Source organism: Rhodoplanes elegans, from assembly GCF_016653355.1.
Lineage (GTDB): Bacteria > Pseudomonadota > Alphaproteobacteria > Rhizobiales > Xanthobacteraceae > Rhodoplanes > Rhodoplanes elegans.
Window position 1 is genome coordinate 14,847 of record NZ_NHSK01000312.1, and the last position, 23,931, is coordinate 38,777.

A 23,931-nucleotide genomic window follows, 5' to 3' on the forward strand; every position below is an offset into this window, starting at 1 on the left:
GCTCCTCGCAGAGCCTTTTCCGTCACGCCGTCCGAGGAGCATGCGATGCGGACCCTTCTCCACTGCGCACTGGCCGCGATCACGCTCGCCGCGACCCTCTTCGCAGGGCCGCCGGCCGGTGCCACGTCGCGCATCAAGGACCTCGCCAATGTCGAGGGAGTCCGCCAGAACCAGCTGATCGGCTACGGCCTCGTCGTCGGCCTGCAGGGCACCGGCGACACCATCAACAACTCGCCCTTCACCAAGCAGTCGCTGCAGGCGATGCTCGAGCGCCTCGGCGTCAACATCCGCGGCCAGACGCTGCGCACCGGCAACGTCGCCGCCGTGATGGTGACGGCGAACCTGCCGCCGTTCTCGACCCAGGGCACCCGGGTCGACGTCACCGTTTCGGCGCTCGGCGACGCCAAGAGCCTGCAGGGCGGCGTCCTGGTGATCACCCCGCTGCTCGCCGCTGACGGTAATGTCTACGCGGTGGCGCAAGGCTCGCTCGCGATCGGCGGCTTCATGGCCGAGGGCGAGGCCGCCAAGATCGTGCGCGGCGTGCCCACCGTCGGCCGCATCGCCAACGGCGCCATCATCGAGCGCGAGATCGACTTCGCGCTGAACCGGCTCACCCAGGTGCGGCTCGCGCTGCGCAACCCGGACTTCACCACGGCCAAGCGCATCGCCGCCGCGATCAACGACTTTCTCGCGATGCCGGTGGCCGAGCCGATCGATCCGTCGACCGTGCAGCTCACGGTGCCGAAGGAGTACACCGGCAACGTCGTCGCCATGCTGACCGAGATCGAGCAGCTGCAGATCGAGCCCGACCAGCTCGCCCGCATCATCGTCGACGAGCGCTCCGGCATCATCGTGATGGGCCGCGACGTGCGCGTCTCCACCGTGGCGGTGGCGCAGGGCAACCTCACCGTGACGATCACCGAGTCGCCCGAGGTGAGCCAGCCGGCGCCGTTCTCGGAAGGCCGCACCGTCGTGGTGCCGCGGACCAACGTCACGGCGAACGACGACGGCCACAAGCTCGCCGTGGTGCGCGAGGGCGTGTCGCTGCAGCAGCTGGTCGACGGGCTCAACGCGCTCGGCATCGGCCCGCGCGACCTGATCGCCATCCTGCAGGCCATCAAGGCGGCCGGCGCCATCCAGGCCGACCTGGAGGTGATGTGATGAGCACGGCGAGCATTCCCGCTTCGGCCGCGCTGACGGCCGACCAGATCAGGTCCGGCGTCCTGCCGGTGTTCGCCGGCGGCACCAGCCGGACGGCCCCCGCCAAGACGCCGAACGAGAAGGCCTGGACCCAGGCCCAGGACTTCGAGGCGATGTTCCTCAATCAGATGATGCAGACGATGTTCACCGGCGTCGGCGAGGACGGCCCGCTCGGCAACGGCCCAGGCACCGGCATGTGGCGCTCGTTCCTGATCGACGAATACGCCAAGTCGACCGTCAAGGCCGGCGGGATCGGGATCGCCAAGCAGGTCTACGAACAGCTCCTGCACCAGCAGGAAGCCGCCGCGGCGCGCGGCGCCGGCGCGGCCGCCGCCTCCTACGCGGCCACGACCAACGCCACCACCACCGCCATTCCGACCACCGCGAAGACCAAGGGGAGCGTCCAATGACCGACCAGGCCGCCGCCGTCCAGGAGACCCCGCCGCGTGCGATCACGTCCGTCGACGAGGCGCGCGACGTGATCCGCATGCTCGACGAGACCATCACGGCGCTGGTCGAGGTGATCGAGGAGGAGGACCGGCTGGTGCGGGCCGGCAAGCTGGCCGACGTGGCGCGGCTGTCGCCGACCAAGACCAGCCACGCACGACGCTATCTCGCCGGCAGCCTGCGGCTGCGCGACAGCCTGCCCCGGCTGCGCGGCGAGCTCGGCGGCGAGCTCTCCGTCGTGAAGGCGCGCCATGCCGCCTTCCAGGACCGGCTGCAGAGCAACCTGACGGCGCTCGCCACCGCGCATGCGGTGTCCGAGGACATCGTGCGCGGCGTCGCCGGCGAGCTCACCCGCACCGCCAGCCCGCAGACCTACGGCGCCTCCGGCCGCACGCCGATGCCCGATCCGCGCCACGTGAGGCCGCTGGCGGTCAGCCGGACGCTGTGAGAGCCTGACTCGAAATTCGGCCTTTATTAACAGGGTCTGGCGAGGCGGCGGGTGAGGAGCCGCGGGTGTGCGACGAGGAGCCAAGCGGTCGCTGTCGCGATGGGTGAACGCGCTTGCCCGCATCGAAGCCCCGTGGGCCGCCGCTTTTGGTGGTCGGCGCGCTCCGGCTGTCGATGATCGCCGCGGTCGGCGTCGGCTTGCACCCGAGCTGCCGGCGCGCCAGGCGGACGAGAGCCGTCACGATCCGCCGCCACCAGCCGGTGTCCCGCCACGCATAGAAGTAGCCCTGCACGGTCGAGCGCGGCGGGAAGTCTCCAGGCAGCGCCCGCCACTGGCAGCCCGTGGACAGCACGTAGAGGATCGCCTCGACGACCCGACGCAGATCGGTCGTCCGAGGACGACCCATCCGGCGGCGCGGCGGCAGCCGCCGCGCGATCAACGCCCATTCCGCGTCGGTCAGATTGCTCGCGAAGCGCAGCCCGTCCCGCCGATACTGGGCGCGAGTGATTTCGGTCCAAGGCATCGTGCTCTCCATCGAATCTTTGCAAATCCGACGGAATCACAGCCCTCCGAAATCACTCACTCATTGTCCGGTCAGGCTCTGAGAACGCGACCTCACCGCCGCCACGGCAGCGCAGTTGGGTCTTCGACGAACACCCAGGCGCCCTGCCCCAACGCGTCCGGAAACGCCGCCGTGACGGCGCCGTCGCGTTCGACGAAGGGCAGGCCGGCCTGCGCGAGCGTTCCCTTCAGGACCGCGAGCGACGTCACCACCAGCGCATAGGCGCCGATGAACGGCAGGCTCGGCGGCACGATGCCGGTCAGGGCGCGCAGCGTGTCGGGTGTCGTGATCTGGACGCGTCCGCGATCGAGCGCGATCGCGGGCCCGGCCGCGGTGTCGCGCGCCGGGCGATTCAGGAATCGTGAGAAGCGCGCCGCCGCCTCGGCCGTGTCGCCGACCGCGATCACGGCGTCGAGCAGCGCCGAGACGCCGTTCGGATGCGTCAGCCAGCGCGGCTGCCAGACGGTGTGCTCGGTGTGGTGGGTCAGCATCTGGATGCGGCCCTCCGGCATGACGCCGGGCGACAGCCGCGCCACCGTGAAGGCCGCGATGTCGTGACCGTCGGCGGTATCGACCGGCCGCTGCATCGAGACGAGCGGCTGCATCGGCATGCCGGCGGCCGCGAGGCGGGTGTGATGCGCCGCAGCGTCGGTGACCGCGAAGGCGATCAGATGCACGCCGGGGTAGCGGTCGCGCGCCGTGTCCAGCTGCCGACCGAGCGGCGTGTCGGCGGTCTTGAACAGAACCTCCACATAGCCGCGAGAGAACATCGCCGTGACGTTGCCGGTGCCGGTCGGTGTCGCGGTGCCGTCGGGACCCGGATTGACCTGCACTGAAGGCGGCGTGGGGGCGAACCCGGCCTGCGCGAGTGCCGCACCGGCCGCGCCCCGGTCGGCGGCGAAATGGCCGACATGGTCCAGAAAAATCTCCTCCCCGGCGGGAAGTTGACGCGAGCTTTCTTCCATGAAACGCCGAACTCCTGATCCCATCGTCGTTTTTTCACCATCTCGCGCGACGGTTGATGCCCGCCGCGCGCAGCCCGCCTTATATACGAGGCGTCGCGGCGGTCGAGTGTCGCGCACAGCGGAACCGATCCGCGTCGCCGCTCGACACCACCGACCGACCCGCTGCGTGCACTCGATGCCGCAGCCGGGCGTCATCTTCTCGTGATCGGCACAGAATTTGCTCGGGTTCACGGCCCGCAACAGCATAATACGGCCCCCAGTGGTCGAGATCGGATCTCGATTGACCCCCGTCATCACCATGGATGCCATGACCTCACCGGCGACTTTACCGGCGGCCCTCGCCGCGACCCCGGATCGACGCCAGGCGCTCGCGTTCCGCCATGTCTCGAAGCGCTTCGGCCGCGCCGACGGCTCGTCCCTCGAGGTGCTGCGCGACATCAGCTTCGACGTGCCGGCCGGCTCGATCGTGTCGATCCTCGGCCCTTCGGGCTCGGGCAAGTCGACGCTGCTCAACATGGCGGCGGGCCTGCTCGCGCCGGATCAGGGGCGCGTCCTCGTGCTCGGCCACGAGACCACGGGCGACGCGGCCGGCGCGGTCGACTGGTCGCGGCTCGGCTACATGTTCCAGGACGATCGCCTGCTGCCGTGGCGCTCCGCGCTCGCCAATGTCGGGCTGGCGCTGGAGAGCGGCTCGATCGGCAAGCGCGAATGGCGTGCGCGGTCGCAGGCCCAGCTCGCGCTGGTGGGGCTCGGCGACTTCGCGTCCGCCTACCCGCACCAGCTCTCCGGCGGCATGCGCAGCCGCGTCGCGCTCGCCCGCAGCCTCGTCACCGAGCCGGACATTCTGCTCATGGACGAGCCGTTCTCGCGGCTCGATGCCCAAACGCGCACCACTATGCATACAGAGTTGCTGCGCATCCACCGCGAGCGCAACATGTCGATCGTGTTCGTCACCCACGACGTGGAGGAGGCCGTGATCCTGGCCGACCACATCGTGATGTTCTCGCCGCGGCCCGGGCGCGTGCACACCGAGCTCGCCGTCGACCTGCCGCATCCCCGCCTCGGCACGCCGGAGGCCCAGACCCTCGTCGCGGAGTTGCGTGCCGCGATCGCGGGCATGTCGGCCGACTGGGTGATCTGATCCCGTTCATCGTCACGTCCCGGACCCGCCACCGGTCCCGAACCCCCGTCCCTGGAGAGACCATGTCCGTGCGAAAGCTCGCCCTCGCCGTGGCCGTCGCCACCGCCACCCTCGCCCCCGTCACCGCCTCGGCGCAGGAGAAGATCAAGGTCGGCTACTGGACCTCCGGATTCAGCGTCGGCTTCGGCGCCGTGCTGGAGGCCGGCAAGTTCCTCGAAGCGCAGGGACTGGTGCCGGAGTACATCAAGTTCTCCGACGTCAACGGCCCGACCAAGGCGCTGATGACCCACTCGATCGACGTCGCCTTCGGGGCCCCGGCGACCGGCGCCTTTACGCTCGGCGGCGAGGGCGCCCCCCTCGAGGTGGTGCTGGTGACGCAGATCGCCGAGGCGACCTTCGTCACCAAGGACGGCTCGAGCATCACCTCGCTCGCCGATCTGAAGGGCAAGAAGGTCGGCATGTCGCCGGCCGGCAGCGCCATGTACGCCATCACGACGTCGCTCCTGGAAAAGAACCAGGGCCTCAAGCGCAGCGACTTCACGGCCGTGCCGGGCAACGAGGGGCGGCTCCTGCAGTTCCTCTCGCAGGGCGACATCGACGCGGCGGCGCTGCGCGCCGTCACGCTCGCCTCGGTCACCGACGTGAAGCTCAAGCCGCTCGGCAACGTCGTCGACGAGTGGAAGGCGATGACCAAGACCTCGGCCCCGCCGATCCTCGGCGTCGCCATCGTCCACAAGGACTTCGCCCGCCAGAGCCCGCAGGCCGTGGTGAAATACGTGAAGGGCGTGATCGAGGCGACGCGCTTCGGCGCCAAGGAGACCGACAAGGCCTCCGAGATCCTGCGCAAGAGCGCCAATCTCGACGCCCGCGACGCCACCGCCTACGCCAAGCTGTGGGACCAGTTCTACGTCGCCTCGCTCGAGCCCGCCGACGTCACGACGTTGAAGACCATGGTCGAGGTATTCCGCGGCGCCGGCACGATCGAGAAGCCGGTGCCGGATTCGCTGTTCGTCTCCAGCTACTACGAGCAGGCGAAGAAGTGAGAGCGCCGAGCGAAACGACGGCCGCCACGGCGGCCCGGGGAACCGGACGCGGTGGGCTGGCGCTGCGGCGCACCGCGCTTCTCGTGCTGCTGATCGCGATCTGGTGGGCGGCCTCGCTCGCCATGCCACCCTACGTGCTGCCGAGCCCGGCCCGCGTCGCCCAGCGTCTGGTGACGCTGGCCGAGAGCGGCGACCTGTTCTCGAACCTGTTCACTACGCTGTGGCGCGTGCTCGCCGGCTTCGCCGTCGCGGTGGTGATCGGCGTGCCGGGCGGCATCCTGCTCGGCTCCAACCGGACGCTCGGCGCCTTCTTCGAGCCGGTGCTGCCGGTGATGAACACGGTGTCGTCGGCGATCTGGGCGATCTTCGCGATCCTGTGGTTCGGGCTGTCGCCACTCACCCCGATCTTCGTCGTGCTGATGACGGCGCTGCCGCTGATCATCACCAACGTCTGGCAGGGCACCCAGGCCGTCAACGCCGAGTATGTGGAGCTCGCGCAGACGCTGCGCTTCTCGCGGCTGAAGACGTTGACCAAGATCTACGTTCCGTCGATCCTGCCCTACTTCTTCTCGGGCGCGCGGCTCGCCTTCGGGTTCGGCTGGCGCGTCAGCCTGGTCGCCGAGACGCTCGGCGCCTCGAGCGGCGTCGGCTATCGGCTGCGCCAGGCCTCCGACCTGATCCAGACCGACCAGGTGTTCGCCTGGACGATCGCCCAGATCGCCATGATGGTGGTGATCGAGATCGGTCTTCTGGCCCCGCTGGAGCGGCATCTGTTCCGCTGGCGGCGCGACGTGAGGACGTGAGCTGCGCCCGGCCGCCGCAACGACGGCGGTGGCGGCCGGGATCTTGCAAGGGCGGACGGGCGACGTGTCGCCCGGACCTGTCCCGGGTGGCGTTCGGAGCGTGGGTGCGGCCCGTCCGATACGGGTCGATCGAGGTGCAGCGCAGCGGCCCCCGGCCGTGCCGCGATGGGAGACGAGAATGCTACGACGTGACGTGCTGAAGCTGGCGCTCGGTTCGCTCGCAGGGGCGGCCCTCGCCGCCCACCCGGCGGCCGCGCAGGGCTATCCGGATCGGCCGATCCGCCTGATCGTGCCGCGCAGCGCCGGTGGCGTGCTCGACATCGTCGCCCGCCAATACGCGGAGTGGGTCAAGACCTCGCTCGGCTCCGTCATCGTCGAGAACCAGGGCGGCGGCGGCGGCATCATCGGCACCGCGATGGCGGCCCGCAGCGCGCCCGACGGCTACACGCTGCTGCTCGGCTCGACCAGCGACCTCGTCCTCATCCCGGCGCTCAACAGCAAGACCGGCTACGAGGCGAAGGATTTCGCGCCGATCGCCACGATGGCGATCTCGGTCGCGGCCATCATCGTCCACCCCTCCGTGCCGGCCAACGACCTGAAGGAGCTCGCCGCCTACGCCAAGGCGAACCCGGGCAAGCTGTCCTACGGCTCGGCCGGTCCGGGCACCATGGCGAACCTCGCGGGCGAGCTGTTCAAGTCGCTCGCCGGCACGCCCGACATCGTCCATGTCCCCTACAAGGGCGCGGCGGGCGGCTACACGGATCTGATCGCCGGGCAGGTGCCGATGTTCGCCTCCAACGTCACCGACCAGATGGTCTCGCTGCATCGGGCCGGCAAGGTGCGCATCCTCGCGGTGGCGAGCGAGCAGCGCCTCGGCATCGCGCCCGAGATCCCGACCAGCGCCGAGGCGGGCTATCCCGAGCTGATCGCCAAGCTGGCGCTCGGCCTGTTCGCGCCGGCGGCGACGCCGACGGCGATCCTCGAGACGCTCGACGCCGTGACGCGCAAATGCATGGACGACGAGGCGTTCCGGGCGCAGCTCGTGAAGGCCGGGTTCGAGCCCGTGCTCGGCGTCGGCCGCCGCGAGACGGCGGAGTTCATCGGCGCCGAGCAGAAGCGCTGGACCCCGGTGGTGATGTCGTCCGGGCTGAGGACGCAGTAGCATTCAAGGTCATTCCGGGCTCGCGGACCTGCGGTCCGCGCCCCGGAATGACGGGCTCACCCCTTCCGCCCCTGCACCAGCCGCGCCTCGGCGTCGCGGTGGAGGGCGCCGCGGTCGATCTTGTTGGTCGAGGCGAGCGGCAGCTTCTCCACGAACCAGACGAAGCGCGGGTGCTGATAGGCCGGCGCGTTGGCGAGCGCGAAACGCTTGATGTCCGCGGCGTCCGGCGCGCTGCCCGCCCGCGGAATCACGAAGGCGACCGGCTTCTGCCCCTTGATCTCGTCGTCGACCGGCACGACCGCGGCCTGCGCGACGTCCGGATGGCGCTCCAGCATGCGCTCGACGTCGCCCGGGAAGATGTTCTCGCCGCCGGAGACGAACATGTCGTCGGTGCGCCCGACGAAGGTGTAGAAGCCGTTCGGGTCGCGGCGGAACACGTCGCCGGTCTTGTAGAAGCCGTCGGCCGTGATCGGCGTCGCGAGGTCCGGGCGATTGTGATAGCCGTTCATGATCGCCGGCGACTTCATCTCCAGCGCGCCCTCGACCGCGTCGCGATCGTCGCCGTCGACGAGACGTACCTGCACCTGCGGGTGCGGATAGCCGACCGACGTGTCGGGCTGCTTGAGCCCGTCGGGATGCGGGCCGAACACCACGGGGCCGCCCTCGGTCGTGCCGTAGGCGTTGGTGATCGCGGCGTTGGGCAGCAGCGCCTCGATCGCCGCCATCAGGCTGGCGCTGACCGGCGCCGAGCCCATCCGCACCAGCTTCACGCTGGACAGGTCGGTCGCGGTGAGCAGCGCGCGCTCGCGCAGCATCATCGCCATCATGGGCGGCACCGCGGTGAGCCACGTGGCCTTGTAGCGCCCGATCGCCTCGATATAGGCGGCGGCCGTGAACTGCGGCAGCAGGATCACGGTAGCGTGCGCAGCGCAGGCGAGCTTCGCCAAGGCCAGCGCGTTCATGTGATAGAGCGGCGCGGCGACGAGAAAGCGATGCGCGCTCATGCCGGGCGCGCCGGCGAGCCGCGTCTTCACCACCCACAGATGGCTCTGATGCGACAGCACGACGCCCTTCGGCGTGCCGGTCGAGCCCGACGTGTAGAGGAACATGGCGGGCTCGCGCTCCGCCGGCACGACCGCCTCGAACGGTCCCGGATCGAGAAAGCCCTCGAAGCTCTCGCTGCCGTGGGCGCCGAAGCAGATCACCGGCAGATCGGCCGGACAGTCGTCGCGCCGCGCCGAATCGCAGAACACCAGCCTCGCGCCGCAGTCCCGCAGGATGAAGTCGATGGTGCCGCGCGGGAACTTGAAGTTGACCGGCACGGCGACGAAGCCGGCGCGCATGATGCCGAGATAGGCGGCGACGTATTCCGAGCGATTGGCGGACAGGATCGCGACCCGGTCGCCGCGAGAAAAGCCGCGTGCCGTGAGCGCGCGGGCCACGCCGTTCGCCGCCGCGTCCAGCGCCCCGTAGCTGATCTCGCGCGGCGTCTCCTCGCCGCCGAGATCGACGATGGCGATTTTTCCCGGGTCCTGCCGGGGGTCGATCAGGTCGCCGAGATTCTTGGGATCGAAGGATTCGGGATCATGCACGTGCGAGTTCATCGGAGACGCCACCAAACCAAGCCGTTGCGTCGTCATGGCCGGGCTCGACCCGGCCATCCATCACGCTTCGGATCGAGTCCGTTCGAAGATGGATGCGCGGGTCGAGCCCGCGCATGACGGACTATCACTTCTTCGGCGCCGCGGCGCCGGTGAAATAGGTGGCGCGCCCGCTCGCCAAAAGCTTGCCGTCGAGGTCGAACACCTGCGACTCGGCGGCGGCGAACTGGCTGCCCGGCTTGAGCACGCGGCCCTTGACGATCAGGTCGCCCGGCATCGCGGCCGCATGATAGTCGACCCGCATGTCGATGGTCGGCACGCCGCGCCCGGTGCGCTTCACCAGCGCCCAGTCGGCGGCGAGGTCGAGCAGCGTCGCGAGGATGCCGCCGTGCGTGTAGGGGCGCTCCGGATGCACCTTCCACTCCTCGCGCCAGGTGGCGCGGATCTCGATCGTGTCCTCGCCGAGCGCCGTGACCTTGAGGCCGAGCCACTGGTGGAACGGCCCCTGGGTGATCATGGCGTCGACGTCTGCGGCGGTGAGGTCCTGGCTCATGGATGTCCTGTGGTGTGGCTCTCCGCGCCGCCTTGCCGAGACGCTACCCCCCTCCCCACCCCTCCCCCACAAGGGGGGAGGGAGCAGGCGGAGATCCGGGCAGGCGCTCAGACCATCAGGCGCAAAGGCCTCTCTTGGAATTTGTCAGCCCGAGATTCGAGCGGTTGCGGCTCCTGCGTTCCCTCCCCCCTTGTGGGGGAGGGACAGGGAGGGGGGTGACGCGGCAAAGCGATAGCGATCTACGCCTCGCAATCGCGAGCGCCTCACGGCGTGATCACGACCTTGCCGATCACCTCGCGGTCCTGGATCAGGCGCAGGCCTTCGCGGGCCTGGTCGAGCGGCAGCACCGTGTCGATCACGGGGGCGAGCTTCTTCTGCGCGATAAGTTCCATCAGGGCGGCGAGGTTGTCGTCGTAGAAGCTGTTCGAGCCGATGATCTTCAGCTCGAAGCTCCAGATGTAGCGCAGATCCTCCTTCGGATCGTGGCCGGCGGTGGCGCCGCAGACCAGGATCTTGCCGCCGCGCTTGACGCATTTCAGCGACGGCGCCCAGGTGTCGCCGCCGGTGAAGTTGATCACCACGTCGACGCCGCCGTCGTAGGTGCGACGCTGCGGCTTGCCGTAGCGCTCCACCGCCCACTTCGAGAAGTCGACCTTGGTGTAGTCGATCGCCTCGTCGGCGCCCATCTCCTTCAGTCGCTTGAGCTTGCTGTCGCTCGACGCGCAGGCGATCACCTCGGCGCCGAGCATCTTGGCGAGGATCACGCAGCCGGTGCCGACGCCGCCCGAGGCGCCGAGCACGATCACCTTGTCGCCGGCCTTGACGGTGTCGTGGGTGATCAGCATGCGGTGCGCCGTGCCGTAGGCGACCGGCAGCGCCGCCGCCTGCTCGAACGTCACGTCGTCCGGCATCGCGATGAGCTGATCGGCGCCGACCAGGCAGTACTCCGCCATGCCGCCGTCGAGCATCTCGCCCATCAGCCCCTTCTTCTTGTTGAGCGGATTGACGAGCACGCGGTCGCCCGGCTTCCAGCCGCTGACGCCCTCGCCCACCTCGGCGATCTCGCCGGCCATGTCGAGGCCGATGACGACCGGCAGCGGCACCTTGATGCCAGGCATGCCGCGCACCGTGAAGACGTCGTGGTAATTGAACGAGGAGGCGCGCACCCGAATGACGACGTGGCCGGCCGTCACGGTGGGCCGCGGGTGATCGGTGACATACTCCAGGTCGTCCAGGGTGCCGTGCTGCCGCAGCACCAGGGCTCGCATCGTCGCGCTCAAAGCCGTCGTCTCCTCTTCGTCCTCGTTCGGCGTTCCGGACCTCTTGATTAACCCAGTCAGCCTGATATGCAAAGTGCTGCCGCACGCATGGCGGGCGGCACGGATCCGGCTTCGGAAGAAGCGGCGGCGCAGGCCCGGCGAGCGTTCGACCGCGGGTGGCGATCGTCGACACCGGCCGCGTCCGCCCCCCCGACAGCGCGGAGCCTTCCAGTGCAGCAGACCGTCGTGCAGCAAATCCCGATGCAAGAGACGTTCCGAGAGTTCCTCGACCGGCTGCGCGAGGCCGGCGAGCTCGTCGACCTGCGCCAGCCGGTCGACATCCGGCACATCGCCACGCTGGTCGACCAGTCGGACAAGGCGCTGCTGTTCCACGACGTGATCGGCTACGACGTTCCGGTGGTCTCCGGCATCATCCGCACCCAGAAGCGCGCCATGATGTCGATGAACGCCGGCAGCTACGGCGCGATCGAGGAGCGCCTGCGCAACGCCACCGTCAACCCGATTCCGCCGGCCCGGGTCGCGACCTCGCCGACCCGCGAGGTGGTGATGCGCGGCGACGAGGTCGACCTGTTCCGCCTGCCCATCCCGATGTCGTCGATCTACGACGGCGGCCCGATGATCACGGCCGGCGTGGTGATCGCCCACGACCCCGAGCTCGGCTTCAACAGCGGCATCTACCGGTTCATCGTCAAGGAGAAGAACCTCACCGGCATCGACATCGTCACGCCGAACAACATGCGGCTGTTCGCGGACCGTGCATACAAAGCGGGCCGCCCCTGCCCGATCTCGATCTCGATCGGCACCCACCCGTTCGAGATCACCGGGTCGGGCTTCCGGGCGCCGCTCGGCGTCGACGAGATGGCGATCGCCGGCGGCCTGCGCGGCGCGCCCGTCGCGCTGGCGCCGTGCGAGACGATCGACGTGCCCTACATCGCCGACGCCGAGATCGTGCTGGAGGCCGAGATCCTGCCGACCGGCTGGACCTGGCCGGAGGGCCGGTTCGGCGAGTTCACCCGGCTGATGGGCGGCCTGCACTGGAACCCGCTGGTGCGCATCAAGGCGGTCGCGATGCGGCGCGACGCCATGTACTACGCCCTGCACATGCCGTGGGAGAACACTTGGCTCGCCGCCCCGACCCGCTATGCGGCGCTGCGCCAGGCGCTCAAGACCGCCGGCGTCACGGTGAAGGACATCAATGTCACGCTCGGCGGCTGCGCCTTCTGGCATGCCGTGATCTCCATCAGGAAGCAGGCCGGCGAGGGCAAGAACGCGCTTCTCGCGGCGCTCTCGGTGATGGACCTCAAGCACGTCGTGGTGGTCGACGACGACATCGACGTGAACAACCCGGCCGAGGTCGAGTGGGCGATCGCGACCCGCGTGCAGGCCGACCGCGACGTGATGATCATCTCGAATTCGCGCGCAAAGCCGCTCGATCCGAGCCTCGTGCCGATGCCGCCCGGCGTGGTGCCGACCGGCGCCAAGATGGGCATCGACGCGACGATTCCCGAGTATGCGCAGCGCGAGGCCTACGAGCGCATCACCTACGCCTATGCCGAGACGGCGAAGATCGACGACTACGTGTCCGGCAAGGCCGATCCGGCGGGCGAGAGCGGCGGCGACAACGAGGTGGCGCGGCTCGCCGACGCCATCCTGGAGAAGATCGCAGTCGCGCCGATGTACTACACCGACATCGCCGAGGCGTTCGCGAGCTACAACTTCCAGACCGTCGCCCGCGCGCTCGGGCATCTGCACACGACCGAACGGCTGTGGCAGGACAAGACCGGCCGCATGTGCGTGCGCGGCTCGGCCTTCGCGGCCAAGCCCCCGGCGGGGCGCTGAGGCGAACGGGCGCTCGGCCCCACGAACGCTCCGCCTCCGATCAGCTTTCCGTCGTCCCGGGGCGGCGCGCCAGCGCCGAGCCCGGGACCCATATCCCCTGTCCCTCGTGAGCCACCGATGCAGGGCGTATGGGATCCGGGATCGCGGGCTGCGCCCGCGCCCCGGAACGATGGCGCGGGGGCGCATCCAGGCTCCGGATTCACGACGGGGCAGACTCGGTGTTCCGCCGGCGCATCACGTCGCGGATCAGTAGGCCGGCCCGGCCGGCATGGCGCCCGCCAACGGATCGGGACCGAAGCGGTTCGGGCCGGGCGTGCCGCGCATGACGAAGAAGACCAGCAGCACGAGCCCGCCGATCAGGGTGATCACCAACAGCATCCACCAGCCGGTTCGGTCGATGTCGTGCAGACGGCGGACGCCGACCGCGAGCCCGGGCAGGAACAGCGCCAGCGAGGCGAGCGCGTTGATCGGCGAGAGTCCGCCGGGACCGAAGATGATGTAGTCGAGGATTCCGGTCGCGAGGCTGACCAGGATGACGAACAGCACCCAGAACCAGTACTCGGACCGCGACGCGCGGCCCTCGAAACCGACATAGTTCCGAAACCCGGATGCAATCGCTTCGGCGAACGTCATGATGCCCTCCGCTCGTTGCCCGACACCCAAAGGAAACACGCTGCAGGAAACACGCTGTTCGTGTCGTCGGCAACACGTTTCGTTCACGTCCGGTCGGGTCGTCTCACGTCAGCCCGCGCACCAGCAGCCATGCACCTAGCGCCGTCAGCCCGGCCATGAACACGGTGCGGAACACCGGCTCGCTCACCCGCGCCCGCACCTGTTGGCCGATGATCATCCCGAGCGCCGCCGGCACGAGCGCGGCGAGCGAGAGGAGCGCGAGGTCCGGATCGTAGAGGCGCTCCATGAGGAGGCCGAGGCCGAGCGCGACGGTCGACACCGTGAAGGACAGGCCGAGGGCCTGGACGAGGTCGTCCTTGGCAAGCCCGAGCGCCTGCAGCCACGGCACGGCGGGCAGCACGAACACGCCGGTCGCCGCGGTGACGAGCCCGGTCGCGACGCCGACCAGCGGGCCGAGCCAAGCCTCCTGCGCCGGCGACGGCCGCGGCAGCCGCAGCTTCGCGAGCCCGACGATCCCGTAAGCCGCGAGCGCCGCGCCGAGCCCGACCGACGCCCACGGGCCGGCGAGTCCGACCAGCCGGGAGCCGACGAGCGTGCCGGCGACGACGCCGGCCATCATCGGCCACAGCCGCACGAGCAGCGGCCGCAGCGCCGGTCCGGCCAGCATCTGCCAGGCATTGGTGACCAGCGAGGGCACGACCAGCACGGCCGCGGCCGCCGCCGGCGTCACGACGAGGCCCAGGAACCCCATCGCCACCGTCGGCAGGCCGAGCCCGATCGTGCCCTTGACGAATCCGGCGAGCAGAAAGGTCGCGGCGCCGACCGTGAAAACCGTCATGTCCATGCGGGCGAGCTTGATCGAGCGGCCGCGCCGCCACAATCTGTATTCTCCATTGCCAGCCTTCGCCCTGTCCGAAGGCTCCGGCTCCGGTTCCGACCCACGGCGCGACGCGGCCCCATGCCCCTCGATCTCACCGATCTCCGCCTGTTCGTCGCGATCGTCGACCGCGGCAGCATCACGGCCGGCGCCGCGGACGCCCATCTGGCGCTCGCCTCGGCGAGCGCCCGGGTGCGGGCGCTCGAGGAGACGCTCGGCACCAGGCTGCTCGACCGCGGCCGGCGCGGCGTGCGCCCGACCGCGGCCGGCGAGGCGCTACGCGATCATGCGCATCTCGTGCTCGCCCAGATGGCGGCCCTGCAGGGCGACCTCGCCGCTCACGCGCGTGGGCTCGTCGGGCGCGTGCGGCTGGTCAGCAACACGGTGGCGCTGGCCGAGTTCCTGCCGCCCGTGCTGGCGCCGTGGCTGGCCGCAAACCCGACCATCGCGCTCGCCGTGGAAGAGCGGCCGAGCCCGGAGATCGTGCGCGACGTGATGGCGGGACGGGCCGACATCGGGCTCGCCGCCGACAGCGTCGATCTCGGCGGGCTCGCGTGCTTTCCATTCGCGGTCGACCGGCTGGTGCTGGTGGTGCCGCGCGACCATCGGCTCGCCCGCCTGCGCAGCATCCCCTTCGCGGCGGCGGCGGCCGAGCCCTTCGTGGCGCTGGCCGGCGACAGCGCCCTGCAGCGCCACGTCGCCGGTCACGCCGCACGGGCGGGCCGGCGCCTCGCGGTGCGGATCGCCGTGCAGGGCTTCGATGCGGTGTGTCGGATGGTCGAGGCCGGCATCGGCGTCGCCGTGGTGCCGGACATCGCGGCGGCGCGCTGCCGTCGCAGCATGGCGATCGCCGCGGTTCGGCTCACGGACTCGTGGAGCGAGCGGCGCCTGGTCGTCGGCATCCGCCGGATGGCGGCCCTCGGGCCGCCCGCGCGTTCGCTGGTCGAGCACCTGCGCGCGTCGGCCTGGGCGGCCTGATCGCCGTGCCGCCGTGCCGCCGACGTCCCGATGGGGCGGGATGCCGGCGGCGCGGCGGTCACTGGGCGCGGGCGCGGCCTTCGATCTTGGGCAACTCGTTCGGCGACGGGGCGCGGACCGAGGACGAGGCCCGGTGAGCGAGCTCGACGGTCAGCTTCTCGGCCGACTCCGGCGTCATCAGCGCCATGATGTCGGACATGCGGCGCGGATTGATCTGGGTCGCGACGTCGAGCAGCACCTTCATCTCGAGCCGGTCGAAAATCTTCGCGGCGTCCTTGGCGCGCATGTTCTCGTACATGGTGACGAGGCTCTTGAAGCGCTGCGCCTCCGCCTCGTCCTTCTGCTGTGTCTGGACCTTGAGGCGCTCCTCCATGTCCTTGAGCTCGTTCATTCGCAGCTCGAGCTGCTTCTCGGCCGAGCGCAGCAGGCTCTCGCGCACCTCGAGCTCGCGGGAGCGCGCCTCGAGCTCCTGGCGGCGCTCCTGCAGCCGCTCGAGCAGCGCCCGCTCGCCGGGCGGAATCGGCGGCTGGTTGATCGGCACGACGAGCCCACCCGGGCTCGGGGCCGGATCGGCGGGCTTCGGCTTCTCGTCCTTCTTCTCCTCCTTCGGCTTGGAGGGCGCCGAGCCGGTCGGCTTGTCGGGCACCGAGCCGGTGATGTCGGGGAAGTTGAACATCTGCTTCGCCCACGAGACCGGGGCGGAGGTCGGGTCGGCGCTGGCGATCTCGCGACCGACCGGCCCGCGCGGCGAGACCGGCGGCTCGAAGCCGCCGGTCGGCATGGCGCCGTCCATCACGAAGCCGAGGATCTTGAGTGCGAGCAGGCAGACGGTCGCGAACAGCACGACCGGAATGAGCCGCAATTCGCGGATCAGGCTCATGCGGCGAGCCCCCGGGCGCGAGCGCGGGTGCGCTGGGCGAAGGCCTGGGCGGCGGCGGCGACGGCCTTGCTGTCGGCCGGCACCGGCCCCGCGGCGGCCTGCTCGGCCGCCTCGGCCGCGCCTTCCGGATCGGTGAGCGGACGGCCGGCCAGCACCACCTTGGTCAGCCGGTCGAGCACCAGGTTGCCGGCCTCGATCTGGCGGCTGATGTCGGCGGCGAAGCGCTCGGCGGTGCGCAGGCGGTCGCCGATGTTCTGGTCGACGTCGCGCACCGTCACCTTCAGCCCGGCGATCGCCCGCTCGGCGATCTCGGTCGCGGTGATCAGCTCGGCGATGGTCGCCTTCAAGGCATGCTCGTCGGCCTTCAGGCGGCGGAGCTGCTTGTTGAGCATGGTGCAGTAGATGACGGTCAGCAGGAGCAGGACCGAGACCAGACCCTCGACCGCGAATCCGATCCAGTGTGTCACGACGACGCCTCCAAGCGCTTGGACGATTCTCCGGCCGACTCGAACATCGCGTAGGTCGTCTTCGGCCGTCTCAGGGGTTTGGCGACCCGCACAGCGACCCGGTCGCCGACCCGGCCCATGCGTGCCTCGGTGAGGATGACGTTGCCGCAGCGGACCGAGACCAGCGTCTCGGGGCGCAGATCGAGCGGCAGCGTGTCGCCGACGTCGAGCTCCATCAGGCGGCGCAGCGGCAGATAGGCCTCGTACAGCACCGCGTCGACGGAGACCTCGGCCTGGCCGATCTCGGTGGCGAGATGACCTTCCCAGATCGGATCGCGGCCGAGCTTGTCGCCGACGAACATCTGCAGCAGCACGTCGCGGATCGGCTCGATCGTGGCGTAGGGCAGCAGGAGCTCGACCGTCCCGCCGCGGTCCTCCATGTCGATGCGCAGGCGCACCAGGATGGCGGCGTTCGCGGGCCGCGAGATCGCCGCGAAGCGCGGATTGGTCTCGAAACGGTCGATGTTGAACTTCACCGGCGACAGCGGCTTGAAGGCGAGCTCGGCGTCGGCCAGCACCACCTCGATCATGCGCTTGACGAGGTCGGTCTCGATGGTCGTGTAGGGCCGGCCCTCGACCCGCATGGTCGTCTGGCCGCGGCGGCCGCCGAGCAGCACGTCGATCATCGAGTAGATCAGGCTCGACGACACCGTGAAGAGGCCGAAGTTCTCCCACTCCTCCGCCTTGAACACCGCGAGGATCGCCGGCAGCGGGATCGAGTTGAGATAGTCGCCGAAGCGCACCGAGGTGATCTGGTCGAGCGACACCTCGACGTTGTCGGAGGTGAAGTTGCGCAACGACGTCGTCATCAACCGGACCAGCCGGTCGAAGACGATCTCGAGCATCGGCAGACGCTCGTAGGAGACCATCGCCGAGTCGATGATCGCCCGCACGCCCGACGAATCGTTGAGCGTCAGATCCGCGAAGCTGTAGCCGAGGAGCGCGTCGATCTCCTCCTGGCCGAGCGTGCGCTCGGCGCTCGCCTTGCCGGAGCCGCCCTCGTTGGTCTCGTCGATGATGGCGGCCCACTGGGCTGCCATCTGCTCGTCGACCTGGCCCTCCTGGCTCTGGCTCGCCTCGCCGGGCGTCTCGTTCTCGAGCGCAAGGCCCCACTGTGCTGCTAGGGCGTCCTGGTCGACTGTTTGATCAGGCGGCATGGCACGGATCCCGGCGCGTCACTGGACGACGATTTCCTTGAACAGCACCGCGTTGACCCGGTTCGGCGCGATCGAGGCGTTGACCCGGCGGGTCAGCTCCTCCTTCAGCCGATAGAGTCCGGCGGAGCCGTCGAGATCGGTGGGGCGGAGCTCGCGCAGATAGGTCTGGAACATGTCCAGGAGGCGCGGCATCAGCGGCGTGAGCTGCTCCTTGAGCTTGTCGTCGGGCAGCTCGAGCACGACCTTGACCTTGAGATACTGGGTGCGCTCGTTGTTGGCGCTCGACAGGTTGACGAGCACGTCAGGCACGTCGAAGAAGACGGCCGGCTTGGCCGCCACCGCCGCGGGCTTGGCCGCGTGGTCGTCGTGGCCGCCGCCGAGAAACATCTTGTAAGCCGCGAAGCCGCCGCCACCGAGCAGCAGCACGGCGCCGCCCGCGATCGCGATCAGCTTGATCGGCAATCCCTTCTTGGCCGGCTTGTCGCCGTCTTCCGGCGCCGCATCGACGTCTTGAGTCTTGCCCGCCATGGCCGTGTTCCCGATCGCCTCTCGCTCGCTCGCGGCGTCCCGGATCCTCGGCCCGTTTCGGTCGGGTTCTCGCGGTTCCGGCCGCCCGATCACAGTAGTGGCCAAATGGTTAACGGAAACTTTCCAGGGCCTCTCCGGCACGGCACATTTTGCCGGGTCGGGCCGGCATCTCGGCGCATGTTGCCGGGGCGCAACGCTCGCTTAACTATCGATTTCGTTGATTTGTTTTCGTTTTTCGCTCTGGCACGGGCGCTGCTTCGAAGCCGGCGTGGCGACGGTTTGGGAGAGCCGTCGGCACGGGAGGCCGGAGCGACGCAGGGAGAGCGGCGCCCCGGACAAAGGGGAGAGAGACGATGCCGAACGCAGCTCTGATCGGGCTGTCGTCGCAGATGGCGTTGCGCCGCGAGCTCGCTTCGATCGCGAACAACATCGCCAATGTGAACACGACAGGCTTCAAGGCCGACCGCGTGGTGTTCCAGGAGCACCTCGCCCCGATCGCGCGGGAGAATCGCTTTTCCGGGCAGTCCCGGGGCGTCAGCTTCGTCGAGGACGCCGGCAGCTGGCGCAACTACGGCCAGGGCCCGGTCGTGCAGACCGGCAACCCGCTCGACGTCGCCATCGACGGCGACGCCTTTCTGGTCGTGCAGACCGCGAACGGCGAGCGCTACACCCGCGCCGGATCGCTGCAGATCAACGCCCAGGGCCAGCTCGTCACCATGGACGGTGCCGTCGTGGTCGGCGACCGCGGCCCGGTGACGTTCCAGCCCCTCGACCGCGACATCGTGATCACCCCGGACGGCCGCATCACCTCGATGCAGGGCAACGAGAAGCTCAACGACTCGCAGCGCGGCCGGCTCCGCCTCGTCAGCTTCACCAATCCGCAGCTCCTCCTCAAGGAGGGCACCAACACCTATTCGGCGCCGGACGGCGCCGGCCTGCAGCCGGCCCCCGCGAGCGTCAAGGTGATCCAGGGCTCGCTGGAGAAGTCGAACGTGAGCACCGTGGTCGAGATGACCCGGATGATCGACGTGACCCGCACCTACACGGCGGTCGCGAACCTCCTGTCGCAACACAACGACCTGCGCAAATCGGCGATCGAGCGTCTCGCCGAAGTGCCGAGCTGAGCCCTGAGGAGATCTGATCATGCGCGCCCTCCACACCGCCGCGACCGGCATGGCCGCCCAGGAGCTCAACGTCCAGGTCATCTCGAACAACATCGCGAACATGCGCACGACCGGCTACAAGCGCCAGCGTGCGGAGTTCCAGGACCTGCTCTACGAGCACGTGCGCCGGATCGGCACCCAGACCTCCGACCAGGGCAACATCCTGCCGGTCGGCGTCGACCTCGGCTCCGGCGTGCGCACCGTCGGCACGCCCCGCATCATGACGCAGGGCACGCTGTCGAACACCTCCGGCGACCTCGACGTCGCGGTCCGCGGCGAGGGCTTCTTCAAGATCCAGCTCCCCGACGGCAGCTACGCCTACACGCGCGACGGGTCCTTCGAGAAGGACTCGCAGGGCCGCCTGGTGACGGCGCAGGGCTACCTGGTGCAGCCCGGCATCACCATGCCGAACAACGCGTCGTCGGTCACGATCAACACCCAGGGCCAGGTCTCGATCTACCTGCCGGGCAACACCACGGCCCAGGTGGTCGGCACCATGACGCTGACCCGATTCATCAACAAGGCCGGCCTGCAGCCGATCGGCGACAACCTGTTCACCGAGACGACCGCCTCGGGCGCGCCGCTGGACGGCACGGCCGGCGTCGACGGCTACGGCGACATCATGCAGAAGTATCTCGAGCAGGCGAACGTCGAGGTGGTGAGCGAGATCTCCGATCTGATCGCGGCGCAGCGCGCCTACGAGATGAACGCCAAGGTCGTCAGCGCCACCGACTCGATGCTGCAGACCGGCACCAACATGATGCGCTCGTGAGGAGACGGACCATGACCCGCTCCCTCCTCCCAGGCTCTTTCGTCGCCCGCGCCCTGCCGGTCGCGCTCGCCGCCGCGCTCGCGGCGACGCTCGGCCCGGTGCCGGCCGCCGCCGACCCGACCGCCCAGGCCTTCGCGGATCTGGCGCTCGCCCAGATCCGCCCGGTGCCGACGCTCAAGCGCAGCGTCACGGTGAAGGACCCGCTGGTGCGGATCGGCGACCTCGTCGACCATGCCGGCGAGCTCGCCGGCGTCCCGGTGTTCCGGGCGCCCGACATCGGCACCACCGGCACGATCTCGTCGTCGCAGGTGATGGAGGCGCTGCGGCCCTACCGGATGTTCCGGGTCGATCTCGCCGACATCGCCGAGGTCGAGGTGTCGCGCGCCGGCCGGGTCTTCACCCCGGCCGAGATCCAGGGCCGCATCCTGCAGGCCTTCGCCGGCCAGTACGGCCTCGGGGAGGCGGCGAGCCTTTCGCTGACCGTGGAACGCGACATCCGCCCCTTCGCGGTCGAGGCGACCTCGTCGGGCGAGCTCGTGGTGGCGCGGTCGAGCTACGATTCGCGCACCAACAGGTTCGACATCAGCTTCGAGATCCCTGGCAGCCAGGCGGCGCGGCGCATCCCGCTGCGCTTCACCGGCACGGTGGTCGAGCTGATCGAGACCGTGGTCGCGGCGCGCGGCATGCAGCGCGGCGACGTGATCAAGAGCACCGACCTCATCGTCGAGAAGCGGCCGCGCGCCGAGGTTCCGGCCGATGCCGCCGCACCGGGCGAGACGGTGGTCGGCTTCGCCATGCGCCAGAACCTGCGGGCCGGTCAGCCGATCCGCCGCCACGACCTGGTGAAGCCCGATCTCGTGCGGCGGGACGAGACCGTGACGCTGGTCTTCCAGGCGCCCGGCATCCTGCTGACCACCCGCGGCAAGGCGCTCGAGGGTGGGGCCGAGGGCGACACCGTCACGGCCGTCAACCTGCAGTCCAAGCGCACCGTCCAGGGCGTCGTCTCCGGACCCGGCCAGATCCGGCTGGTCTCGTCGACGCCCCGGGTGGTCACCGCCGCCGCACTCGATCCGTCCGCCGCCCAGCGGCCCGCGCCGACGTCCGGCAAGTGAGGAGCCATGACCAGGATCATCGATAACCGGCTGCCGCGCCGCGTCGCGACGCTCGCGGTGCTGCTCGGGGCGACCCTGTCGGGTGGCTGCTCGGCGATCGACCGGCTCGCCAACATCGGCGAGACGCCGAAGCTCAGCGCGATCGAGAACCCGACCGCAGCCCCGGGCTACAAGCCCGTGCAGATGCCGATGCCGACGCCGCAGCCGGCCGTCTACAACCCGAACTCCCTGTGGCGGAACGGCTCGCGCGCCTTCTTCAAGGACCAGCGCGCCCACCAGATCGGCGATCTGCTGACCGTCACGGTCAAGATCACCGACAAGGCCAAGTACGAGAACGAGACCAAGCGGACCCGGACCAACAACGAATCCTCGGCGATCACCGACTTCATCGGCACCAAGACCTTCAACAACGCGGTGGCGCCGCTGCCCGGCACCCTGCTGGCCGACAACTCCAACTCCGCCCAGGACGGCAAGGGCACGATCGACCGCAAGGAGGAGCTGACCACCACGGTCGCCGCGGTGGTCACCCAGGTGCTGCCCAACGGCAACCTGGTGGTCGAGGGCCGACAGGAGATCCGGGTCAACTTCGAGATTCGCGAGCTGATCGTCGCCGGCATCGTCCGGCCCGAGGACATCCAGAGCGACAACACCATCGACTCGACCAAGATCGCCGAGGCCCGCATCGCCTATGGCGGCCGTGGCCAGATCACCGACCTCCAGCAGCCGCGCTACGGCCAGCAGCTCTTCGACGTGCTCCTGCCGTTCTGACGGCCCGCCGTCCCACGACGGCGACAGCCGGCGGCACGGCCCGCCGGCTCCCAGGCGACGAGCTCCCCGCCGGTCCGACGGGACCGGCGATCGACGCGGCTCCCGGCCCCTCCCCGCCGGGAGCCGCGCTCCCTTTCTCGTTCGGCGGCGTGAGGCCGGACCATCCCGAGGGCGGCCTCCGCACCCGCTACCCGCCCCGAACGGGTTGTGATTAACTGAACGTGACCGGCGGACCGACGAATCGCTCGATCCCCCGATCCGGGGTCGATTCCGAGGGTTCCGCCCGAGCGCCGCCGGTGGCGCTCCCGTCGCGTCAGCGGGTCCGCATGCGTAAAGACATCCAGAGCGGGAGCTTCCTAATACGACCGGGTGCACTCCCCCGGTCGGGGACGCGCGTGGCGCCGCAGCCCCGGCGTCCGCTCCGCCTCGCCCCGCGGACCCCGCCGTGGTGACGCGCCGCGTGCTGGTCACCGGCGCCTCCGGCTTCATCGGCCGCGCCCTCGTCCCGCGGCTCGCCGCCGCCGGCCGGCTGGTCCGCGCCGCCGCCCGCAACCCGGCCGAGGTGCCGACCGGCGCTCGCATCGAGGCGGTGGCGATGCCCGACCTCGAGCTGCCGTGCGACTGGTCGGAGCTGCTCGCCGGTGTCGACGAGATCGTCCACCTCGCCGGCATCTCCTATCGCAGCGGCGTCGAGGACACGGTCTACGACCGCATCATCCGGGGCGCCACGGCCGAGCTCGCCCGCGCCTGCTCGCGGCTGCCGATCCAGCGGCTCGTCTTCGTCTCCTCGATCGGCGCCCAGGCGGGCGGCGCGGTCGAGCATCCGGTGCACGAGACCGACACGCCCCGTCCGGCCACGGCGCACGACCGCGCCAAGCTCGCCGCCGAGACCGAGGTGCGGCGCGCCCGCGTCCCCTACACGATCCTGCGGCCGGCGCTGGTCTACGGCCCGCACGTCAAGGGCAGCATGGCGCTCCTGATGCGCATCTCCGCCTCGCGCTGGCCGCTGCCGGCCGCCGCCTTCTCCAACCGGCGCTCGTTCCTGGCGATCGAGAACCTGGTCGACGCCGTGGTGTTCTGCCTCGACACCCCGGCGACGCTCGGGGAGACCTATCTGGTCGCCGACCCCGACCCGATCACGCTCGCCGAGATGATCACGATCCTGCGCGAGGCGGCGCAGCGGCCGACGTCGACCGGCACGCCGGCGCCGTTCGAGATCCTCCTGCGGTCGAGCGAGCGCAGCGTGCTGTGGGACCGCATCGGCGGCGAGCTGGTGGTCGATCCGGGCAAGCTCCTGGCGACCGGCTGGCGCCCGCCCGTCGAGACCCGCGGCGGCCTGCGCGCCACGGTCCGGGCCGGCCTCGACTAGCGTCGTTTCCGCACCTTGCGTCCCGCGTGGGCGCACCGTCGCGGCGCGTCGGCGGCCGTTCTCAATCGCCGCCGCCTCCGCCGCCGTCACCGCCTCCGCCGCAGCTGCCGCCGTCGCTGCCGCAGTCCGCGGAGCCGCCGTCGC

General features: G+C 70.0%; 24 protein-coding genes and 1 pseudogene. 14 read left to right on the forward strand and 11 right to left on the reverse strand.

What is annotated here, in order from left to right:
• Window positions 1-45 precede the first annotated feature (45 nt).
• The 3 genes from CCR97_RS30705 to CCR97_RS30715 are packed head-to-tail and all read left to right on the forward strand — an operon-like array spanning window position 46 to window position 2,095.
• Window positions 46-1,161: a flagellar basal body P-ring protein FlgI gene (locus CCR97_RS30705; RefSeq protein ID WP_111356776.1), complete on the forward strand. Its 1,116-nt coding sequence runs from the start codon at window positions 46-48 to the stop codon at window positions 1,159-1,161.
• On the forward strand, window positions 1,161-1,610 hold the full coding sequence (locus CCR97_RS30710) for a rod-binding protein (RefSeq protein ID WP_111356775.1): 450 nt from the start codon (window positions 1,161-1,163) through the stop codon (window positions 1,608-1,610). The genes CCR97_RS30705 and CCR97_RS30710 overlap by 1 nt, the downstream gene beginning before the upstream one ends.
• Window positions 1,607-2,095, forward strand: coding sequence for a hypothetical protein (locus CCR97_RS30715; protein ID WP_111356774.1), 489 nt, complete (start codon window positions 1,607-1,609; stop codon window positions 2,093-2,095). The genes CCR97_RS30710 and CCR97_RS30715 overlap by 4 nt, the downstream gene beginning before the upstream one ends.
• A gap of 103 nt (window positions 2,096-2,198) precedes the next feature.
• Here CCR97_RS30715 and CCR97_RS30720 read toward each other — a convergent pair.
• Both CCR97_RS30720 and CCR97_RS30725 read right to left on the reverse strand, forming a co-directional pair.
• A pseudogene (locus tag CCR97_RS30720) lies at window positions 2,199-2,618 on the reverse strand (IS5 family transposase); the annotation flags it as partial.
• Between the two features lie 92 nt (window positions 2,619-2,710).
• On the reverse strand, window positions 2,711-3,622 hold the full coding sequence (locus CCR97_RS30725; protein ID WP_170145656.1) for a VOC family protein: 912 nt from the start codon (window positions 3,620-3,622) through the stop codon (window positions 2,711-2,713).
• A 280-nt stretch (window positions 3,623-3,902) separates the two neighbouring features.
• On the opposite strand from CCR97_RS30725, the gene CCR97_RS30730 reads away from it, so the two are divergent.
• The 4 genes from CCR97_RS30730 to CCR97_RS30745 all read left to right on the forward strand — a co-directional run bounded on the left by CCR97_RS30730 (window position 3,903) and on the right by CCR97_RS30745 (window position 7,771).
• Window positions 3,903-4,763, forward strand: coding sequence for an ABC transporter ATP-binding protein (locus CCR97_RS30730; protein WP_244670769.1), 861 nt, complete (start codon window positions 3,903-3,905; stop codon window positions 4,761-4,763).
• Window positions 4,764-4,825: 62 nt separating this feature from the next.
• Window positions 4,826-5,806, forward strand: coding sequence for an ABC transporter substrate-binding protein (locus CCR97_RS30735; protein ID WP_111355269.1), 981 nt, complete (start codon window positions 4,826-4,828; stop codon window positions 5,804-5,806).
• On the forward strand, window positions 5,803-6,609 hold the full coding sequence (locus tag CCR97_RS30740; RefSeq protein WP_111355268.1) for an ABC transporter permease: 807 nt from the start codon (window positions 5,803-5,805) through the stop codon (window positions 6,607-6,609). Before CCR97_RS30735 ends, CCR97_RS30740 begins: the two co-directional genes overlap by 4 nt.
• 178 nt (window positions 6,610-6,787) lie before the next feature.
• The gene (locus tag CCR97_RS30745; RefSeq protein ID WP_201160211.1) at window positions 6,788-7,771 is read left to right on the forward strand and encodes a Bug family tripartite tricarboxylate transporter substrate binding protein; all 984 of its coding nucleotides are present in this window, start codon (window positions 6,788-6,790) and stop codon (window positions 7,769-7,771) included.
• Between the two features lie 56 nt (window positions 7,772-7,827).
• Here CCR97_RS30745 and CCR97_RS30750 read toward each other — a convergent pair whose 3' ends face one another.
• From CCR97_RS30750 to CCR97_RS30760, 3 genes are all read right to left on the reverse strand, one after another.
• Complete coding sequence (locus tag CCR97_RS30750) at window positions 7,828-9,375, reverse strand: class I adenylate-forming enzyme family protein (RefSeq protein WP_111359085.1); 1,548 nt, start codon at window positions 9,373-9,375, stop codon at window positions 7,828-7,830.
• Window positions 9,376-9,499: 124 nt separating this feature from the next.
• A complete protein-coding gene (locus tag CCR97_RS30755; protein WP_111359083.1) occupies window positions 9,500-9,925 on the reverse strand; it encodes a PaaI family thioesterase in 426 nt (141 codons plus the stop codon).
• Window positions 9,926-10,188: 263 nt separating this feature from the next.
• Window positions 10,189-11,193 carry a zinc-binding dehydrogenase gene (locus CCR97_RS30760; RefSeq protein ID WP_201160218.1) on the reverse strand — a complete coding sequence of 335 codons (1,005 nt, stop codon included), beginning with the start codon at window positions 11,191-11,193 and terminating at the stop codon, window positions 10,189-10,191.
• A gap of 222 nt (window positions 11,194-11,415) precedes the next feature.
• Here CCR97_RS30760 and CCR97_RS30765 point away from each other — a divergent pair, with 222 nt between their 5' ends.
• A complete protein-coding gene (locus tag CCR97_RS30765) occupies window positions 11,416-13,044 on the forward strand; it encodes a UbiD family decarboxylase (protein WP_201160212.1) in 1,629 nt (542 codons plus the stop codon).
• 246 nt (window positions 13,045-13,290) lie between these two features.
• Here CCR97_RS30765 and CCR97_RS30770 read toward each other — a convergent pair whose 3' ends face one another.
• Both CCR97_RS30770 and CCR97_RS30775 read right to left on the reverse strand, forming a co-directional pair.
• Window positions 13,291-13,677 carry a DUF805 domain-containing protein gene (locus tag CCR97_RS30770; RefSeq protein WP_111359081.1) on the reverse strand — a complete coding sequence of 129 codons (387 nt, stop codon included), beginning with the start codon at window positions 13,675-13,677 and terminating at the stop codon, window positions 13,291-13,293.
• A gap of 103 nt (window positions 13,678-13,780) precedes the next feature.
• Window positions 13,781-14,521, reverse strand: coding sequence for a sulfite exporter TauE/SafE family protein (locus tag CCR97_RS30775; protein ID WP_111359086.1), 741 nt, complete (start codon window positions 14,519-14,521; stop codon window positions 13,781-13,783).
• A 114-nt stretch (window positions 14,522-14,635) separates the two neighbouring features.
• Between CCR97_RS30775 and CCR97_RS30780 the strand changes: the two genes are divergently transcribed.
• Window positions 14,636-15,532 carry a LysR family transcriptional regulator gene (locus CCR97_RS30780; protein ID WP_201160213.1) on the forward strand — a complete coding sequence of 299 codons (897 nt, stop codon included), beginning with the start codon at window positions 14,636-14,638 and terminating at the stop codon, window positions 15,530-15,532.
• Window positions 15,533-15,590: 58 nt separating this feature from the next.
• On the opposite strand, the gene CCR97_RS30785 is transcribed toward CCR97_RS30780, so the two are convergent.
• From CCR97_RS30785 to fliL, 4 genes are read right to left on the reverse strand one after another with little or no spacing between them, the layout of a single operon-like run.
• Window positions 15,591-16,412: a MotE family protein gene (locus CCR97_RS30785; protein ID WP_111358988.1), complete on the reverse strand. Its 822-nt coding sequence runs from the start codon at window positions 16,410-16,412 to the stop codon at window positions 15,591-15,593.
• Entirely contained in the window at window positions 16,409-16,879 is a 471-nt protein-coding gene (locus tag CCR97_RS30790; protein ID WP_111358987.1) for a DUF6468 domain-containing protein, read from the reverse strand. The genes CCR97_RS30785 and CCR97_RS30790 overlap by 4 nt, the downstream gene beginning before the upstream one ends.
• Window positions 16,876-18,075 carry a flagellar motor switch protein FliM gene (fliM, locus tag CCR97_RS30795; protein ID WP_111358986.1) on the reverse strand — a complete coding sequence of 400 codons (1,200 nt, stop codon included), beginning with the start codon at window positions 18,073-18,075 and terminating at the stop codon, window positions 16,876-16,878. The genes CCR97_RS30790 and fliM overlap by 4 nt, the downstream gene beginning before the upstream one ends.
• 18 nt (window positions 18,076-18,093) lie before the next feature.
• Complete coding sequence (fliL, locus tag CCR97_RS30800; protein ID WP_111358985.1) at window positions 18,094-18,603, reverse strand: flagellar basal body-associated protein FliL; 510 nt, start codon at window positions 18,601-18,603, stop codon at window positions 18,094-18,096.
• Between the two features lie 353 nt (window positions 18,604-18,956).
• On the opposite strand from fliL, the gene flgF reads away from it, so the two are divergent.
• The 5 genes from flgF to CCR97_RS30825 all read left to right on the forward strand — a co-directional run bounded on the left by flgF (window position 18,957) and on the right by CCR97_RS30825 (window position 23,787).
• Window positions 18,957-19,727, forward strand: a complete 771-nt coding sequence (gene flgF / locus CCR97_RS30805; RefSeq protein WP_111358984.1) for a flagellar basal-body rod protein FlgF — start codon at window positions 18,957-18,959, stop codon at window positions 19,725-19,727.
• 19 nt (window positions 19,728-19,746) lie between these two features.
• Window positions 19,747-20,538 (forward strand): flagellar basal-body rod protein FlgG, encoded by a 792-nt coding sequence (flgG, locus tag CCR97_RS30810; RefSeq protein ID WP_111358983.1) that lies wholly within the window; start codon window positions 19,747-19,749, stop codon window positions 20,536-20,538.
• 11 nt (window positions 20,539-20,549) lie between these two features.
• Entirely contained in the window at window positions 20,550-21,650 is a 1,101-nt protein-coding gene (gene flgA / locus CCR97_RS30815) for a flagellar basal body P-ring formation chaperone FlgA (protein WP_201160214.1), read from the forward strand.
• 6 nt (window positions 21,651-21,656) lie between these two features.
• Window positions 21,657-22,418 carry a flagellar basal body L-ring protein FlgH gene (gene flgH / locus CCR97_RS30820; RefSeq protein WP_111360579.1) on the forward strand — a complete coding sequence of 254 codons (762 nt, stop codon included), beginning with the start codon at window positions 21,657-21,659 and terminating at the stop codon, window positions 22,416-22,418.
• Window positions 22,419-22,863: 445 nt separating this feature from the next.
• Window positions 22,864-23,787 (forward strand): NAD-dependent epimerase/dehydratase family protein, encoded by a 924-nt coding sequence (locus CCR97_RS30825; RefSeq protein WP_111360681.1) that lies wholly within the window; start codon window positions 22,864-22,866, stop codon window positions 23,785-23,787.
• Window positions 23,788-23,931: the final 144 nt, after the last annotated feature.